At 45.0% G+C, this 17374-nt stretch carries 16 protein-coding genes and 1 pseudogene; 9 read left to right on the plus strand and 8 right to left on the minus strand.

Annotated features, from left to right (window positions below; all coding sequences use genetic code 11):
- Positions 1-48: 48 nt before the first annotated feature.
- From AC5JL3_RS04610 to AC5JL3_RS04625, 4 genes and pseudogenes are all read left to right on the plus strand, one after another.
- Positions 49-213, plus strand: a pseudogene (locus tag AC5JL3_RS04610) (ATP-binding protein); the annotation flags it as partial.
- Positions 214-411: 198 nt separating this feature from the next.
- Positions 412-2409, plus strand: a complete 1998-nt coding sequence (locus AC5JL3_RS04615; RefSeq protein ID WP_496073353.1) for an ATP-binding response regulator — start codon at positions 412-414, stop codon at positions 2407-2409.
- 125 nt (positions 2410-2534) lie between these two features.
- Positions 2535-4565 (plus strand): NAD-dependent DNA ligase LigA, encoded by a 2031-nt coding sequence (gene ligA / locus AC5JL3_RS04620; protein WP_496073354.1) that lies wholly within the window; start codon positions 2535-2537, stop codon positions 4563-4565.
- A gap of 62 nt (positions 4566-4627) precedes the next feature.
- Positions 4628-5551 (plus strand): DMT family transporter, encoded by a 924-nt coding sequence (locus AC5JL3_RS04625; RefSeq protein WP_496073355.1) that lies wholly within the window; start codon positions 4628-4630, stop codon positions 5549-5551.
- Between the two features lie 17 nt (positions 5552-5568).
- On the opposite strand, the gene AC5JL3_RS04630 is transcribed toward AC5JL3_RS04625, so the two are convergent.
- Positions 5569-6591: a DMT family transporter gene (locus tag AC5JL3_RS04630; protein ID WP_496073356.1), complete on the minus strand. Its 1023-nt coding sequence runs from the start codon at positions 6589-6591 to the stop codon at positions 5569-5571.
- Between the two features lie 235 nt (positions 6592-6826).
- On the opposite strand from AC5JL3_RS04630, the gene sppA reads away from it, so the two are divergent.
- Together sppA and aroH are read left to right on the plus strand one after the other, a co-directional pair.
- Positions 6827-7651, plus strand: a complete 825-nt coding sequence (gene sppA / locus AC5JL3_RS04635) for a signal peptide peptidase SppA (protein ID WP_496073357.1) — start codon at positions 6827-6829, stop codon at positions 7649-7651.
- Positions 7652-7769: 118 nt separating this feature from the next.
- Positions 7770-8189, plus strand: a complete 420-nt coding sequence (gene aroH, locus AC5JL3_RS04640) for a chorismate mutase (protein WP_496073370.1) — start codon at positions 7770-7772, stop codon at positions 8187-8189.
- Between the two features lie 97 nt (positions 8190-8286).
- Here the strand turns inward: aroH and AC5JL3_RS04645 are convergent, their stop codons facing one another.
- Entirely contained in the window at positions 8287-9615 is a 1329-nt protein-coding gene (locus AC5JL3_RS04645) for an ATP-binding protein (protein ID WP_496073358.1), read from the minus strand.
- 4 nt (positions 9616-9619) lie between these two features.
- Complete coding sequence (locus tag AC5JL3_RS04650) at positions 9620-10483, minus strand: EI24 domain-containing protein (RefSeq protein WP_496073359.1); 864 nt, start codon at positions 10481-10483, stop codon at positions 9620-9622.
- Positions 10484-10706: 223 nt separating this feature from the next.
- Between AC5JL3_RS04650 and AC5JL3_RS04655 the strand changes: the two genes are divergently transcribed.
- Positions 10707-11270, plus strand: coding sequence for a Uma2 family endonuclease (locus AC5JL3_RS04655; RefSeq protein WP_496073360.1), 564 nt, complete (start codon positions 10707-10709; stop codon positions 11268-11270).
- On the opposite strand, the gene AC5JL3_RS04660 is transcribed toward AC5JL3_RS04655, so the two are convergent.
- Positions 11253-11390: a hypothetical protein gene (locus AC5JL3_RS04660; protein WP_496073361.1), complete on the minus strand. Its 138-nt coding sequence runs from the start codon at positions 11388-11390 to the stop codon at positions 11253-11255. The two genes, AC5JL3_RS04655 and AC5JL3_RS04660, sit on opposite strands and share 18 nt — an antisense overlap.
- 158 nt (positions 11391-11548) lie before the next feature.
- Here AC5JL3_RS04660 and AC5JL3_RS04665 point away from each other — a divergent pair, with 158 nt between their 5' ends.
- Together AC5JL3_RS04665 and AC5JL3_RS04670 are read left to right on the plus strand one after the other, a co-directional pair.
- Positions 11549-11977 carry a peptidase associated/transthyretin-like domain-containing protein gene (locus AC5JL3_RS04665; protein WP_496073362.1) on the plus strand — a complete coding sequence of 143 codons (429 nt, stop codon included), beginning with the start codon at positions 11549-11551 and terminating at the stop codon, positions 11975-11977.
- Entirely contained in the window at positions 11978-12796 is an 819-nt protein-coding gene (locus tag AC5JL3_RS04670; protein WP_496073363.1) for a hypothetical protein, read from the plus strand.
- Positions 12797-12967: 171 nt separating this feature from the next.
- Here the strand turns inward: AC5JL3_RS04670 and AC5JL3_RS04675 are convergent, their stop codons facing one another.
- The 4 genes from AC5JL3_RS04675 to AC5JL3_RS04690 all read right to left on the minus strand — a co-directional run bounded on the left by AC5JL3_RS04675 (position 12968) and on the right by AC5JL3_RS04690 (position 17249).
- A complete protein-coding gene (locus tag AC5JL3_RS04675; protein ID WP_496073364.1) occupies positions 12968-13207 on the minus strand; it encodes a hypothetical protein in 240 nt (79 codons plus the stop codon).
- Positions 13208-13342: 135 nt separating this feature from the next.
- Positions 13343-14377, minus strand: a complete 1035-nt coding sequence (locus tag AC5JL3_RS04680; protein ID WP_496073365.1) for a clostripain-related cysteine peptidase — start codon at positions 14375-14377, stop codon at positions 13343-13345.
- 375 nt (positions 14378-14752) lie between these two features.
- Positions 14753-15091, minus strand: a complete 339-nt coding sequence (locus tag AC5JL3_RS04685) for a DOPA 4,5-dioxygenase family protein (protein ID WP_496073366.1) — start codon at positions 15089-15091, stop codon at positions 14753-14755.
- Between the two features lie 49 nt (positions 15092-15140).
- Positions 15141-17249, minus strand: a complete 2109-nt coding sequence (locus tag AC5JL3_RS04690) for an acylase (protein ID WP_496073367.1) — start codon at positions 17247-17249, stop codon at positions 15141-15143.
- Between the last annotated feature and the right edge of the window lie 125 nt (positions 17250-17374).

A 17374-nucleotide genomic window follows, 5' to 3' on the forward strand; every position in this document is an offset into this window, starting at 1 on the left:
GTTTTCTAGTGCAAGAAGGCAGAAGGCAGCAGGCTCAAGGGCAGAAGGAAAGAAACCGGATTAGCAATAAGCCGTCAATTAGTCCAGATGATGGATGGCAAACTGAACGTGAAGAGTACCTTAGGAAAAGGAACTATTTTCTCTCTGGATTTAGATTTCCCTGAAGTTTCCCACCACGCTAATATTACTAATATAGAGGAAAACAACATTTGATCAGCAGCAGAGTCGAACAGTCGGTTGCAATGATTTTCTAGCTAAGCCAGTGCGAAAGGCAGAGCTTTAAAAAAAAATACGGATTTACTTGAATCTGGAATGAATTTACGAAGAGGCAAGAGAAAGACTATTCCCTAAAGACTCCGGACGTAGAGGGAAACAAATCGTGGAATTTCTCAAACAATACAAGAGGTAAGAATGAGTGTTGGTACTACAAACAAAGGTGTTATTTTAATCGTCGATGATACACCCACAAATTTAGAGGTACTGTTCGATTTTTTAGCTGATTCTGGTTTTAAAGTTTTGGTGGCTGAGGATGGTGAAACGGCAATTGAAAGAGTAGAATATGCTCCCCCTGATTTGGTTTTATTGGACATCCTAATGCCTGGAATGGACGGCTTTGAAACTTGCCGTTGCCTGAAAGCCAATGAACGAACAAAAGATGTTCCCGTAATTTTTATGACTGCCCTATCCGAGACAGTGGATAAGGTCAGAGGTTTAAATCTTGGTGCAGTAGATTACATCACTAAGCCGCTTCAGCATGAAGAAGTTATAGCTCGAATCCAGCTTCATTTGAGTCTCCAGAAACTGACTAAAACACTAAAAGAGCAAAATCTGCGCCTAGAACAGGAAATTCAAGAACGTAAGCGTTCCGACCAAAAAATTCGTGAACAAGCAGCGCTACTTGATATCACAACGGATGCGATTTTTGTTCAAGACTTAGAAAATCAAATTTTATATTGGAACAAAGGGGCTGAACGTCTCTACGGATGGAAGGCAGAAGAAGCAATTGGTAAGGAGGTTGAAGAGCTTTTATATTGGGACTCATTGCCTCAACTGCAACATAACCTGAACAGTTTAACCCCGAAAGGTGAGTGGCAAGGGGAGTTACATCAACTCACAAAAGCTGGTAAGGAAATTGTTGTTGCGACACGCTGGACGCTAGTGCGTGATGAAGATGGGCAACCTAAATCAATCCTGAGTGTCAATACAGATGTAACTGAGAAAAAACAACTTGAAGCCCAATTTCATCGCGCTCAGAGGCTAGAGAGCATTGGAACACTGGCTAGTGGTATTGCCCATGACTTGAACAATGTGCTTGCCCCGATTCTAATGACGGTGCAACTTTTGCAGCAAAAACTCAAAGATCAGCAAAGCCAAAAGTGGCTCAATATACTGGAAACGAATGCTAAACGGGGAGCTGAATTAGTAAAGCAGGTTCTCTCGTTTGCTAGAGGGATGGCTGGCGATCGCAAAATCCTACAAGTCGCTCACTTAATCTTAGAAGTAGAGAAGGTTGCTAAACATACATTCTCTAAATCTATTGAAATTCAGGTAGATACATCAGCCCAGAAACTTTGGCCAATTTTGGGTGACCCAACTCAACTCCAACAAGTCCTGATGAATCTTTGTGTTAACGCCCAGGATGCGATGCCAAATGGCGGAACGCTTAGCATCGTGGCTGAAAATATTTGGATTGATGAACCCTATACTAAGTTCAATATTGAAGCAAAAGTTGGCTCTTATATTGTACTCACAGTCTCCGATACAGGGATTGGCATTCCTGAGGAAACACTTGAGAGAATCTTTGACCCATTTTTCACAACAAAAGCTATTGACAAAGGGACAGGGCTTGGTCTTTCAACAGTAATGGGTATTGTTAAAAGCTATGGTGGATTTATCAATGTTCATAGCCAAGTCGGAAAAGGAACACAATTTAAGATTTACTTGCCAGCATTAGAGAAAACTGAAATCCAAACCCCACAAGATAGAGTCGATACTCTACCTATAGGTAATGGGGAATTAATCCTTGTTGCTGATGATGAAACCTCGATTAGAGAGATTATAAAAACTCTACTAGAAGCGTTCAAATACCGCGTCCTCCTGGCTAACGACGGAATAGAAGCGATCGCTTTATACGCACAGCACAAAGAAGAAATCTCTGTAGTCTTACTCGATCTGATGATGCCATCGTTGGATGGTTCGACCACAATTCGCACCCTGCATAAAATGAATCCGCAGGTCAAGATTATTGCTAGCAGTGGACTGATGTCGAATCATGAAATAATTCAAACTCTTGATAATAGTGTCGAAGCCTTCTTACAAAAGCCCTACACCTCAGATGACTTGTTGAAAAAGTTACAGCTAGTTCTCAATGAAAGCGATCGCTCATTTAAGCTGCCTTTGACTAGTTGAATATCATTTGCTGGGAAAGCAGAGGAAGCAGGGGAGGCAGAGGAGTCACTTTTGAAAGCTGATAGCTGACCGCTAATCGCTAATCGCTACACTAGAGTCGGATAAACGTTGGGAAGAGTAACGCTGTGGCACAAGTAACGCCTGAAATTAGACAGCGAGTTCAAGAACTGCGGCAACTGTTGGTGAGTGCCAGCTATGCTTACTACGTCCTTGACAACCCCACGATGCCGGATGCCGTTTACGACAAGCTGTATCGGGAACTGCAAGACTTGGAAATGCAGCATCCTGAGTTGATAACGCCTGAGAGTCCGACCCAGCGTGTGGGAGAAAAACCTGCATCTAAATTTACCTCTGTGCGGCACAATATCCCGCTCTACAGCTTGGAGAATGCCTTCAACATTGAGGAATTCACTAAGTGGCAAGAACGATGGCAGCGTTCAGCCCCGAAACTAGAGGGATTTGAATATGTGTGTGAACTGAAGATTGATGGTAATGCTTTGGCACTCACTTATGAAGATGGTGTTTTGACAAGGGGGGCAACGCGGGGTGATGGTGTTACAGGTGAAGACATTACCCAGAATGTGCGAACGATTCGCTCGATTCCTTTGCAGCTAAATGTAGAGAAACCGCCAGCCGTTGTGGAAGTGCGAGGCGAGGCGTTTTTGCCCTTAGAGGTATTTGAACAAATTAATGAGGAGCGAGAGGCGGCAGGAGAACAGTTATTTGCTAATCCTCGCAATGCAGCCGCAGGCACACTAAGGCAATTAGACTCCCGAATTGTTGCAAAGCGACGGTTGGATTTCTTTGGTTATACCTTGCATATTCCAGGTAAAGACGATAGCGATGTCGCTCGTACCCAATGGGAGGCGCTGGAAATGCTGAAAAAGTTTGGTTTCCGGGTGAATCCGAATCGCAAACTCTGTGCCTCGTTGGAGGCTGTTCGAGATTATTACAACTACTGGGATACAGAACGGCGAAATCTGCCCTACATGACGGATGGGGTGGTGGTAAAGCTCAACTCGTTTACCCTTCAAGAGGAACTGGGCTTTACACAGAAGTTTCCTAAATGGGCGATCGCACTTAAATATCCTGCTGAAGAAGCCCCAACTCGTGTAGACGACATCAAAATTAATGTTGGACGTACAGGCGCACTTACGCCACTAGCTCACTTACATCCCGTACAACTTGCCGGGACAACGGTTCAACGAGCCACTTTACATAATAGCGATCGCATTGCCCAATTAGATATCCGCATTGGCGATACCGTGATTGTCCGCAAAGCGGGTGAGATTATCCCCGAAGTCGTGCGCGTCCTGACTGAACTTCGCCCAGAGGGGACGCAGCCGTTCCAAATGCCAAGCTGCTGCCCTGTCTGTGAACAGCCAGTTGTTCGCCCAGTCGGTGAAGCTGTGATGCGCTGTATTAATGCGTCTTGTCCAGCTATTCTCAAAGCTGCAATAACCCACTGGGCAAGCCGTAATGCTCTCGATATTAATGGTTTGGGAGAAAAGATTGTCCAGCAACTCGTTGACCAAGGTGTTGTACATTCCGTTGCCGACCTTTATGATTTAATACCTGAGCAGCTTGCCTCAATGGAACGGATGGGTAAGAAATTAGCCGAGAAATTGGTAGGTGCGATCGCAAATTCCAAAACTCAACCTTGGGCGCGAGTCCTCTACGGCTTAGGGATTCGCCATGTTGGTAGTGTAAATGCTCAAACCTTAACCCAACAATTTCCTACCGTTGAACAGCTACAACGTGCTACCGCCGCACAAATTGAAGGCGTTTACGGTATTGGGCCAGAAATTGCTCAAAGTGTCTCTCAGTGGTTTCAAGTTCCTGCAAACCAAGCCCTGATTACCAGACTTCGAGAAGCTGATTTACAGTTAGCCGCCCAAGTGCAATCCACAACCGCAGCCAAGAGTCAACCCTTAAGCGGTCAAACCTTTGTAATCACTGGTACATTGCCCACCCTCAAGCGCGATGAAACCAAGGAATTGATAGAGAAAGCGGGTGGGAAAGTCACCAACTCAGTCAGTTCTAAAACGAATTACTTAGTTGTCGGAGAAGATGCGGGTTCCAAATTAGAAAAAGCCCAAGAGTTGGGAATCACCCAATTGAGTGAAGCCCAGCTTTTGGAATTGCTAGAAGATTAATATTCATCTTGAGTATCACCATCAGCCTGCTCATAAGACTCCTGAACACTGGATAAAGATTCATGCCACTTCATCAAACGTCTGGGCGTTGGCGCTTGGGACTAGCGCTATCGCTTGTAACCTCAGTTCTATGGGGGGTTTTGCCGATTACCTTAGCCGTAACACTACAAGCGCTGGATGTTTACACGGTGACTTGGTTTCGCTTTCTCGTTGCTTTTGGGGTACTAGTGGTGTACCTCGGCGCACGGCAGCAACTCCCCGAACCTCAGAAACTGCGATCAGCTTCATTGGGACTACTTGCGATCGCAACACTATTTTTGGGGTCAAATTACTTATTATTTCTGCAAGGTTTAGCGCAAACCTCGCCCACTACCGCAGAAATTATTATCCAGCTTGCTTCGGTTTTCTTTGGTTTAGGTGCCTTAGCCGTTTTCAAAGAACGCTACACCCTGCATCAATGGGTAGGCTTAGGTGTCCTAACTTTGGGATTAATTCTCTTTTTTAACGAGCAATTAAAAACAGTACTGACAGCCCAATCAACTTATTTAGTCGGTAATGCCCTCCTGGTAATCGCCGCCGCAACTTGGGCTATCTATGCCTTAGCTCAAAAGCAGCTTCTAGACAAGTTGCCCTCCTCAACAATCATGTTGATTATTTACGGTGGCTGTGCAATTTTATTTAGCCCCTTTGCCTCACCCCAAAAGCTTTTGACTTTAAGTCCATTACACTTTGGGATGCTGCTGTTTTGCGCCTTAAATACCTTGATTGCCTATGGTTCTTTTGCTGAAGCATTAGAACACTGGGAAGCCTCACGAGTCAGTGCTGTAATCGCACTAACGCCAATTGTTACCTTTGTCGCGGTATGGCTAATTTCATGGCTAGCACCCACTTTAATTACACCCGAACGCCTAACAACCTTAGGGATGTTAGGAGCCGTTTTAGTCGTTGTTGGTACAGTTGCGATCGCGATCGGGAAGAAGCGATAAGCAAAAACACCCTAAACTCAAGAGTCAACACGACTGCTTTGTTCAGCCAAAACTTGATTTTGCATAGCAGCAGGTTGCTGAACAAGAGACTTTAATTTTTGGGTAATTTGCTCACGCTGATTGATGAGATAAATACTAACCAACGTCATTGAGACACCCATCCATTGGAGGGGACTAAGTACTTCAGATAAAAACAGATTTCCAAATAGTAATGCAAAGACCGGAGTTAGAAATGTAAGAGAACTCAGACTCGTGAGATTACCACTGGAGGCAAAATAGAAAAATAGACCATAAGCGATCGCACTTCCAAAAACCGTCGAGTAAGTCAACGCCATCCAACCAGAGAAGTCAATATTAACCCACTGCTGGCTTTCCCAAACTCCTGAAAAGGCAAACAACGGCAGCCCTCCCAAAATCATATGCCAGCCTGTAGCCACAACTGGGTCAGCATATCGCGTCACGTATCGAATCAGCACCGTTCCTACTGCCATCGACAGTGCTGCCAACAGCATCAGCCATTCACCACTTTGAAACAACTGCTGCCAAGTCAGCTGCAAAGATAGAGAATTACCGTGGAAAAGATTGAAAATCCACTGATCAGGTAAGCCAATCAGACTGATTCCCAAGACTCCGATGCCTAACCCTAGCCAACCCCAAAGTCCAATCACTTCACCAAACAGCAACGCTGACAAAAGCGCCACGGCTAGAGGTTGAGAGTCAATCATCACTGAACCCAAACCTGCACCTGTTCTTTCCAATCCTTCTGCTAAAAAACCTTGAAACAGCGCACCATCCACCAAAGCAAACAAGCTAATCCAAAGCCATGCCGCCCATCCTTTTGGCTGAGGACGCCCCATCACCATTGCCGCCGCCAATAATAAAACCCCTGCTGGCACCAAACGTACTCCTGCCATAAATAGAGCCGTTGTGTTTGGGATAACACCTTTCATCGCTACCATTGCCGTTCCCCAGAGGAAAAATGGAGCAATTAGTAACAAAGACGCGAAGGATGAGCGGATTGGGGTGATTTTTAGGTGCATAGTTACAGGTTGGGCGCTAGGCGCAAAACGACAAAAAGGTGTAAAAGATAATATTTTATGATTCTCTACATAATTGTAACGAATTATATCGTTGTGTTAAGCGGGTGTGGAAAATACACCTTTCACTGAGACAGCGAAACTATCGTCGATCGTGCAAACTAGATCAATATCCAGCCTTGGAATTGCTAGGCTTACCTTACTTAGACTCATTCACTACATAACGACTAAATAGCTCATGGTCTGGCCTTTTAAGCCCAAATCTCGTAAACAAATTGCTCGAATAGAAGTCAATGGTGCGATCGGTAGTGCCACCCGTAAGCGGGTGCTTGAGGCACTAAAAACAGTAGAAGAGAAGAAATTTCCCGCTTTACTCTTACGCATTGACAGCCCTGGCGGTACCGTGGGCGATTCTCAAGAAATCTACAGCGCCTTAGTGCGTCTACGGCAGAAGATGAAAATCGTTGCCAGCTTTGGCAACATCTCCGCCTCTGGGGGAGTTTATATTGGTGTAGGAGCCGAGCATATCGTTGCCAACCCTGGTACGATTACTGGCAGCATTGGCGTGATTCTGCGAGGAAATAACCTGGAACGCCTGTTAGAAAAAATCGGTGTTTCCTTCAAAGTTATTAAATCTGGCCCTTACAAAGACATTCTTGCTTTTGATCGCGAACTGACAGAGCCAGAAAAAAATATTCTTCAAGATTTGATTGATACAAGTTATCAACAGTTCGTTCAAACCGTTGCTGATGGTCGGAAACTAGCAGTAGAAACGGTGAGAAGCTTTGCCGATGGTCGTATCTTTACGGGTCAGCAAGCTCTCGAACTCGGCGTTGTTGACCGACTGGGAACCGAGGAAGATGCGCGACGTTGGGCTGCCGAATTGGTTGGTCTTGACCCAGAGAAAACCAAGTGTTACACCATCGAGGAACCCAAACCCTTCTTGAACCGTTTACTGCCTAACAACGCTAGTCGAATACCCCCTGGTCTATCAGCAGGAATGAATTGGGTAGAATTTGAACTGTCTACCAGTGGTCAGCCTCTATGGCTATATCGACCTTAAGGGGATTGGAGATTAGGGATTCGAGTTTTAGTCTGGAATCTAAAATCTAACCCCTTTCCCCTTGTTAAGGTTGTTAAGGGGAAAATTAAAACAGCAATCGGAGGTGTAAATAGTGGAAGTGGACTGGCGAGTTCGGGCAATTCGTGGGGCAACAACAGCGTCTGAAAATACAGTTGGGGCGATTCGAGAAGCTGTGACAGAACTGCTGGATGAATTGGAAGCACACAATCGGCTTGACCCTAATGAAATTATCAGTGCGATCTTCACGACCACGCGAGACTTGGATGCTGTCTTTCCAGCCGCGATCGCACGAGAACGCCCCCACTGGAACAACGTCGCCTTGCTGGATGTTCAGCAAATGCACGTTGAAGGAAGCTTAGAGCGTTGTATCCGCTTCTTAATCCACGTTAATACCCCCGTCTCCCAGTGCGAGATTTACCACCCCTATCTGCGTCAAGCGAAAAACCTCAGACCTGATTGGAACTTGGCTCAAATTAGCTCAACGGTATCTTCTTCAGTGCGATCGCATCGCCGCTGATGCTTTATTAGCACTTATATAGCAGTCCTATTTGAGTTATAAGATGTGAGAGCTTCAGATTCCCGACTTCTTTGAGAAGTCGGGAATCTCGCCTTCACTACAAAGTAAATTCAGCAAACTCACTGTTTTCATCTACATCAGGATTTTTTCCTGCACGAGTAGGTTGGAAAGTCGAGCTTTGAATTAGTTGTTTGAAAGTCAGTTGGGGGTTTTGCTGAAGGATGTTCAAACTCTGAATAAAATCACGCACAACTTCACGCGGAGTCAGCAAGTCTTTTGCACCCAAGCGATTGACACATTCATTCGTGAACTCTTGTAATTGAGCAGCGGTAATAGTCTTCTTGTACTTGTAATGAACAGCATGAACCTCCGCTAACCGTTGCAAAAGCTCCAAGATATTTTCAGTGGTTAACGTTTCTAATCGGATGACGGGTGCAGAAGTATCCTGAAACCCATTTATTACTGCACGACCAGGCACCAACCGAGTACGCAAAGCTTCGTAGCTGTAGAGTCCCCGACGGGAATCTTCGAGAAAATCAGGCGTTCCACCCATAAGGATACCGAGGTTCTCGGCTCTACCTTGCATTGAGTCGTTGAACAAAGCTAGGAGCTTATCGTAGTTGTTTTGTCGGGAAACTGTATGAGAAATTTTGTATAAATGAACTGCTTCATCAATGAGAATAAATAGTCCTTTATAACCAATATCAGCAACAAACTTGGCGAAGAGTTTGATGTAGTCATACCAGCTATCATCATCAATAATCACACGCACTCCTAGCGCTGACTTTGCCTCCGATTTAACAGCAAATTCTCCACGTAGCCAACGCAAGGCAGCATCTTTTTTTTCATCATCATCAGCTCGGTAGCCCTGCCAATAAGCTGTAACAACAGTAGCAAAGTCAAAGCCATGAACTAAATTTTCCATGTCTTTGACGACTTCTAAAATTTTGGCTTCTACTTGGTCATCAAATCCATCATCACTTGGACGCTTTCCCGTTGCTTGAGCAACCTGGGTCAAAATCCCACTAATCCAACGTTCGAGAATCAGTTTCATTGCACCACCATCAGGATTAGTTTTGGTGGCAATGTTCCGCATCAATTCTCGATAGGTGGCAACACCCTGTCCATTGGTTCCAGCTAATCGGCGTTCAGGAGATAAGTCTACATCGGCAACGACAAACCCCTGCTCCATCGCATGATTCCGAATTAGCTGGAGCATGAAACTCTTACCAGAACCATAGCGCCCTATGATGAAGCGGAACGTTGCACCCCCTTCGGCAATATTTTCAAGGTCTTGCAAGAATGCTTTGATTTCCCGTTCCCGTCCGACAGCAATATGTTCCAGACCAATTCTCGGCACAACTCCCCCACTGAGGGAATTAATAACAGCAGTAGATTCCCTTTTATTAATTTTGAGATTTGCCATGTGCTTATTGCTTAGTTTCAATTGTTCTGGGAGATGATTCTGAGGGTAGTGTAGAGGAATTAGGAAGATGGGGATAAATGCGATCGCAAAAAAACAGTGTTCCAGAGGCGACACACAAAGGAATCGTGAAAAGATTCAACAAGGGAATGCTCACCAACCCCAGACAAACCAGGCTGAAGCTGGCACTAGCAGGTAAACTTCTAACTACAATCCCCAACTTTTCCCTGAAGTGTAAGCGTCTACGTTCTAAAGGAGCATCAAGAAAGTCGATGCCAACAATCATCGCAGCAAGTGTGATACCACCAACAGCCGCTACTACTGTCCCGATTCCTGGCGCAAAGTTTAGCAGTAGTAACGGTAACCCAATTCCTGCTATCAGCACTAGTTTCTTCAACTCAAACAGAATTGCTCTTGAAATATCCCGAACAATTCCCACCTCGACAATCTGCAACTGACTTGTGCGTATCTTCTCCAACTGTTCTGAGAGCTTGCCATACCACGGCGCACCTAGCAATACCCCAAATTGCACGAGTAAAAAACCAACTACTAGCAATAACCCTACTACTAGCAGGAAGTGCAACAAGAAGCCTAAGCCAATAATTAAGTACTCTAAAAAGCTGAGCCATACCGGAAGCTTAGCAATCAACGTCTCCAACCAATTCGACAAATTGATGAGTAAACCTTCGACACTCTCCCAACCAAAAAAGAGTAACCCCACATAAAGGACAACACCGACTACAAAATTCACCAAAATCGGTACTGCCATATAACCCAACAATCGAGGGTTGCGCTGAAAAACAGCAAGCGCTCGAAACGGGTAAGTTGCCCCTGCCAGTAATCCAAATCCACCCAGTGCTTTCCGCATCATTGCTCAGCTACTTTAGATATTCACCGTTGGTAACGCTCTGACTCTAGCGCATAGAGTTTAAGACTGCCGTCGCACAATCAGGGGATGGGAAGAGGGGACAATCCAGAAGGGCGTAGCCACAGAGGCAATTGTCCAATGCTTATTTGAGGAACTTGCACTCTTATCGGCGATCGCATATTGCTAAACTAAAAACACGCCACTGGAACAGCAGGATACGAAAGCCGTGTCTATTACAACTGCCAAAGCTATCACCCTAGAGGAATTTCTTAAGCTTCCGGAAACAAAACCTGCAAGCGAATATATCAATGCAGAGATTATCCAGAAGCCTATGCCAAAAGGGAAGCATAGTCGGTTGCAGTTCAGACTTTGCAATACTATCAACGATGTAGCTGAACCTCTTCATAGTGCTTCTGCATTCCCCGAATTGCGCTGTAGCTTTGGTATCCGCTCAATCGTGCCAGATGTAGCTGTTTTCAAGTGGTCGCGAATCCCTTTTGATGTTGATGGGGAACCTCCCAACGATTTTTTGCTCTGTCCAGACTGGACGATTGAAATTCTCTCTCCCGAACAGAGTTCAAACCGAGTGATTGGAAATATCCTCTACTGTCTACAGCACGGTTGCCAACTGGGATGGCTAATAGACTCAAGCGATCGCTCTATTCTCGTTTTCCTTCCAGGTCAGCAACCAGAGTTGTTACAGGATAGCGATCGCCTATCTGTATTAGGGGAGATTGACCTAGAGATAACGGTAAGTCAGGTTTTCAGTTGGTTAAAGATGGAAGGATAAGGCTGTTGTACCTGTGGTTGGTAAGGATGAGGTGCGATCGCTATTCTCATTAACGCTGAAGTGTGGCTCCTGCATTTGGCGTTGATATTGAGCGGGAGTAGATGTTGGGGTTTTTGGCATCAACCCAACTTACGGTGATGGCAATCACATTATTTTCTACAAGGGCGAAATAGCTAGATACCCCAATCAGTCTGACTTTGTAGCAATCTCATCCATTGGCTTGAGAGGAAATTTGGTTAGGATATTGGGCAGAGTTTTGATCCAGTGTCTATCTACCTATGCTGAACTTCGCCAATTGGCATCCTTTGATTCGTATTTTGATCGGTATCGTTGCTTTGGCTTTAGCTGTAGCTGGATTACGCGAGTTTCCTGAGCTAACAAAACTTGCTTCAGGTCAACAAGAAACAGCTTCAAAAGAAGCTGAACCAGAACTAACAGATGTTCGTATCGTTACGGAAACAGAAGAAGGAAAGCCAGTAAAAGGCGCATCTGTTCGATTTTCCTACAGAGGCTCTCCTACAGAGCGAATAACTACTGATGACGGCTATGTCCAAATAAAAATCCCCTCTACCGAAGATGTAGAAATCACGCTCAGTAAAGAAGGGTATGAGACTAGAAAGCACATAATTAACTTAAAGAACGATCCAGGTGAAAACAGAACTTTTCTATTGAAAAGAAAACAAATTAAGTCTAATTCATCTTCTTAAATGCCATCTACCAATTTACCTCTTACCAGCAGGTTCTCAATTATTGAGGTGTTGCTCAAGCTATTTACAATAGGTATTCACTCATCTGAGGAAGGACCAAAAGCTTGGTTTGAGACGTTTGCTGTGACAGCTACATTAATGGCTTGTGGTTACCTAGCGTGGTATTACGGTATTTTCATAATTCTCTCATTAATTTTTGGCGCTATAGCTGCTGGAATGTTTGTTTTCTTAGCGCCTGCTTACACAATTCAGAACAACATAGCTACAAAGCCAGCCGTAAATACCCTTAAGACTATCTCTAGAATCAAGACCGAAAGAGTAAATTCTCTTACAGGTAATGAGTTAATTGAGGAAAAAGCTCGCCAAATTAAAGCTATTAACGAGCTGGCACAAAATTTTCCCCATTTGATTCAGGAGTATCCAGAACTCGGTAAGATATTTGAAACTATAAGACAAGGGGCGGCAGAGGCTTCAGTCAAATCTGATATTGAGGAGCAAGAGCGGACTCGTCAAAAACAGCAAGAACAGAGGCAAAGGGAGGAACGTGAACGAACTTTAAATGAGCTAAGAGCGAGAGCTGGGGAACCCAGTGGATATCCACCAGATCCAAATAACCCAAAGCACCCGCCGCCAGGATATCCCATCAAGGTAACTAAGAATTTGACGAATGAAAGCCACAAAGGCATTTACTACAGACAAGATGACTATGATTATTGGGATTACAATGCTGACTGGTGGTTCGAGAGTGAAGCCCACGTACCCAAGCATAAATACAGACGCCCTCGCCTTAAGGGTAAAGGTAGAGGCTTCAGACCCTAGCAAATCGATGTACCTTATCTCAAGATTGCAAATCACCCACTAGCTTTATTCTTCCTCGTCGCTGGCATCATCAATGCGATCAGCTTTGCTGGAGCGCTAGGCTTCGCCTCATTTCGTTTACGTGTGATCGCTAATGTCCCTCTCAGTCCAACTTCTTTATATCTTCGCTGGTTAATCTACTAGCTCATCTAAGGAAAGCTGTAAGAGATCGCACAACGCTTTCGCCTGTCGTAGATAGAGCTGGGGAGCAATGTTCAAAGCCCCTCTCCGCCTCCCAGAGGGGTTTGGGGAGAGGTCTACCGACTTGTGTGTACACGGTAGGACACGGGGAGGGAGCAAGATGACTTTTGCTCTTCTCCTCGTTCCCCAATGGAAACAGGCGATCGCTTTCTCGTTACCAGAAATCATCATGAGGAAACTAATTTTTCTAATGCGCTGCCCCGAATATTTGTTTTGCCGTTACTCGTAACTGTGCGATCGCTAACACAATCAAAACTTCTAGTCATCTGCTCCAATACGTTTTTATACCGTGTACTTCCAAGCTGATTAACTAACAAATATGCCTCGGTATAAGCCTGACAAATCAACTTGTTTATAGAGAGCAAGGGAACTGTAACGAGAAACAGCCTGTCCAGTCTCCGGAAGGTACAAATTCAGTCCACATAATTCTTTTGAATCAGTATTGCTAAAATTACGACTACCAAAAAGCTTTCCACCTGTTTTGTAGTAAGCAATAACTGATGACTCTAAAAACTCAGTAAACTCACTAAGCTCATGTGACTCTTGATTAATGTTGCTTGAAAGATGCCTAAGCAAAGCCAGCACATCACAATGCTGCTCATCAAAATAACGGAATGTTGGAAGAGCTGATAGATTAACTGTTTGTAAATTCTTATCAAGAAGAGGTTGAATCAGCCGTGAGAGCTTAACTGGAATCTGTTCAACTGCTTGATTGTCCACCAAAGTGAGTGTGTGATACATATCAGCACGTTCAGATTCCATAATTGCTATAGCCGCTTCATATCCCCCAACTGATGGTTCCTTAAGCCGTTCAAGAAAGCCTTTGTAATAATAATTTGGTGCGCCAAGCTCAAGCTGAGATGCAAGCGTGTATCGAGCACAGTTTCTTGCTTCGTATACAATTTCCAGCGTGGCTTTATTGCAGTTTTGAAAGAAAAGTAACTCAACTCGTCCACAAGTACTCTTATTAAATTGAGTTAGTTTGCTGGCAAACTTATCAACTCCCATCCATGTAGTTGTTTGACTGTTTAATCCATGAGCATCAGGACTAATTTCATTAATTTTGCCGCCATGACCAACAACAATTACCGCCCAATGTTCTGCGTTGAAAGTTTGATTTGCCCAGTCAAGGTATTTAGAGAATGCTGATATGTCGCTACTGTCTTCTCCTACAATATCCATTTCTTGTATAGCGCCATTGATGAGGATACGACGGCGCATTTTAGTATCACCAAAATAGTCTGATTGAACAGCCACCACTACTTCTGAGTCTCTTGTACCCTCAGCTAGCATTTCAATGATTGGTTCACCAAAGCGAACAAGGTCATTATCATAAGGCATCCAGTACAGAACTACCCATCTATGACGTGATTTCGAGTGGAGGGATTTAGGAATCATCGCAAAAGAGGAATCTCTATATACAATTCCAGCGAAGCAAGCTGAACCCAATGCAAAATAACGGCAGAAACTTCTTCGTTTCATTGTCAAACGCACAGATATTAACTTAAACTTTGTAGCTATTGTGGACTAACTGAATGTTAAACGCCAATAGCTAAGCTTCCGGTTACTATTCCAACCAATAACTCAGTAGCTTAGTAGCATAACTTTTTATTATGAGGCACTAATTCAGAGGATGTCTGAAAAGTTACTATTGGTGCCCCTACAAATGGCACTTTAGATCTCAATTTGCGTAAGTTCTAATTAAGTTGTTCCAAGTCATCGAAGAGACTCGATGTTAAGCTCCAACTTCTCTCCCAACCATAAAGAACGATCCGTGTGATCTCCCACATCATCGCCTGTCTCAGGATGAACCAGAATATCCAACCCCTCACGATTGAGCATTAACCAGGGAACAACCTTGCCAAATTGCCCCGGTAAGAACGCAACTTGATACATTGCCTTTGAGTGTGGGCCAATGGGTTTGTCATGCCAACGCCCCAGTTGCACTTCAAAGTTACTGCCCAATCCTTCTCGTACACGCGCTGCCGCCTCATGACTGGCGGTATCGAAGTAGATATGAGCATGAAAACCAGTAATTTCAGCGGTATCTTTCATCGCCTTAATCGCTCCACTTTATCTGAGAGTGAACCGCTCTTGAGTTCATTTAGAAAACTTGACGCGATTCCAAATGAGCTTCAATTTCCTTACGGGTTCGCCAAACAGGTCGCAACTCATTACGAGCATATAGCGACAACTGGTCGCCAATATGGGGTGAACCTGGCTGAGTGGCATTTCCGTAAGTAAGCAGTACCTTTGCCTGTACGGGATTAGAAAACTCAATGGCGGCAATGTAGCTATCACCAGCAATTTGTTGGAAACGTCCCTCAGTAGCTGGGACTAAATCCACAACTCGGAAGATTCCAAAAAGTCCAGGGCCACCACTAGCGGGTAAATCCACATTACCGTAACGTAATCGAGCCACCTCACCCCAAGGCACATCCAGCGACCCATAGAGCGATTTTACAGTGACGGCAACTGCCTTTAAGACATTGACAGCCGTAGCCGGGTCAGATAAACCGTCAGGTGTTGTCATTGGACTTTGCTCGTTCCAGGCAGTCGTGAACCAATTAAACGGCTGCATAGATTGTGCCCACAAGGCAAATAGCACTGCACCTCGACTTTCGGCATCGGCTTTTCGATCCCAAGCTTCCAAAACATCAGCCGCTTGCTTTCCTAATTCTCCACCCAACTGTCGTGCGGCTGGAATCAAATCATCCAAAATTCGGTCTGCCAACTCCATCCGGGATGAGAACTTGTCGGCAATCATCTGCTCAAAACTCAGCTTTTCAGACTCCATCAGCATCCGTGCTGAACGCTGTGCCCGAAAGTGCATGAAACGTGGGGCAAGGTAAGATGGATAATCGTTGGGATTCAGTGCTGGTGGGAATGTTGCACTCCAAGGGGGGTCGTTGGCATTCTGTAACCAACCGCTAGGTGGGTCGAGGACACGGGGTAAATCAGTGTAAGGATGGGTTTTTGTCCATAATATGGCGGATGTGTCACCTGGAACAACTCCCTGCCAATATTTCCAATCGCCTTGGGAGTGTATCGGTACCTGAGCGTTGAAGAGGTATAGGATATGCCCATCGCGATCGCTATAAATTATATTGAACATTGGCAACTGCAAGCGCTGGAGTGCTGCTTCAAACTCGCTCACGTTCTTTGCCCGTGCCATGTCCCAAAACTGCCCCATGATGTCAGGCTGATCTAACCCAACCACTCGCAAGGCAATGGCTTTCCCTTCTTTTTGACCCACGATTGCGCCGTGAATTGAGCGTTTTACAACTAGTTTCTCCTCTCGTTGAGTGCCATCGGCTTGCTTTACCTTTAGCGTTTGGGTTTCGGTTTCAAATGGGCGAACACTACCATCGAAGAGATAGCCTCCATCCGCCAGCGTCAGTTCGTAAGCATCCCAACCATCATGGGTGTTAACCGTGGATGTCCAACCTAGGTTATTGTTAAATGCGATCGCCAACATCGGCATTCCCACCAACGCCACCCCATAAGCATCAATCTCTGGTGCCGTTAGTTGCGCTTCGTACCACAGAAATAAATCTGACCAAGGTAAGTGAGGATTAGCCAGTAGCATCGCGTTACTACTAGCTGAATGAGACGGTGCAACTGCCCAAGCATTTGAACCCACAGAAGGGCGACGGGAACTGAGACTTGCTACACTTCCTGGATTCACAACAAAGGTGAAATTAATCACCCGTTGCACATGAGCCAGCACATCCACACCATTAACGGGAAGTACCTGCTCAATATCATCGTTAATTTGGTCAGCGTGTTCCTTGGCATAGGCATTAATTCCCGATGCAAAAGCATCAAGATAGCGGCGCATCGTCGGGTTCTGTTCCTCGTACCAGTTACTTGCCCGACGCGGAATGCCCATCGTTCTCACATACTTGTCTGATTCAAGATATTTTTCTCCCCAATACTCTGCTGCCTGTCCTCGTGCTTGACCATATAATCGCAGAATCAAGTCGCCATGACTCTGCATCTGCGCCCAACCAAAGGCTTGAAATAACCCCTCCGCATCTTTCCCATAGATATGCGGCACACCCCAACTATCCCAAAGAATTTCTGTTTGTTCTGAACCAATAGCAGGATTGCGAAAGCTCAAGAACAAAGCGAGAACACAACTGAGTAGTAAAAGGAACAACCAAAGAAATTTTTGTCTGAGGCGAAGGGGGCGTATTCGAGCGAAAGTCATGCTTAGATAAAAGCGTTTAGCTATCAGCTTTTGGTATTGGATGATTTTGTTGTAGGGGCCTATGGCATACCATTGGTGTCAACTTAAGGAAATACTGCCCCAAATAAGTTGGGTGTGAGCGTCGA

This window comes from Symplocastrum torsivum (assembly GCF_059505465.1).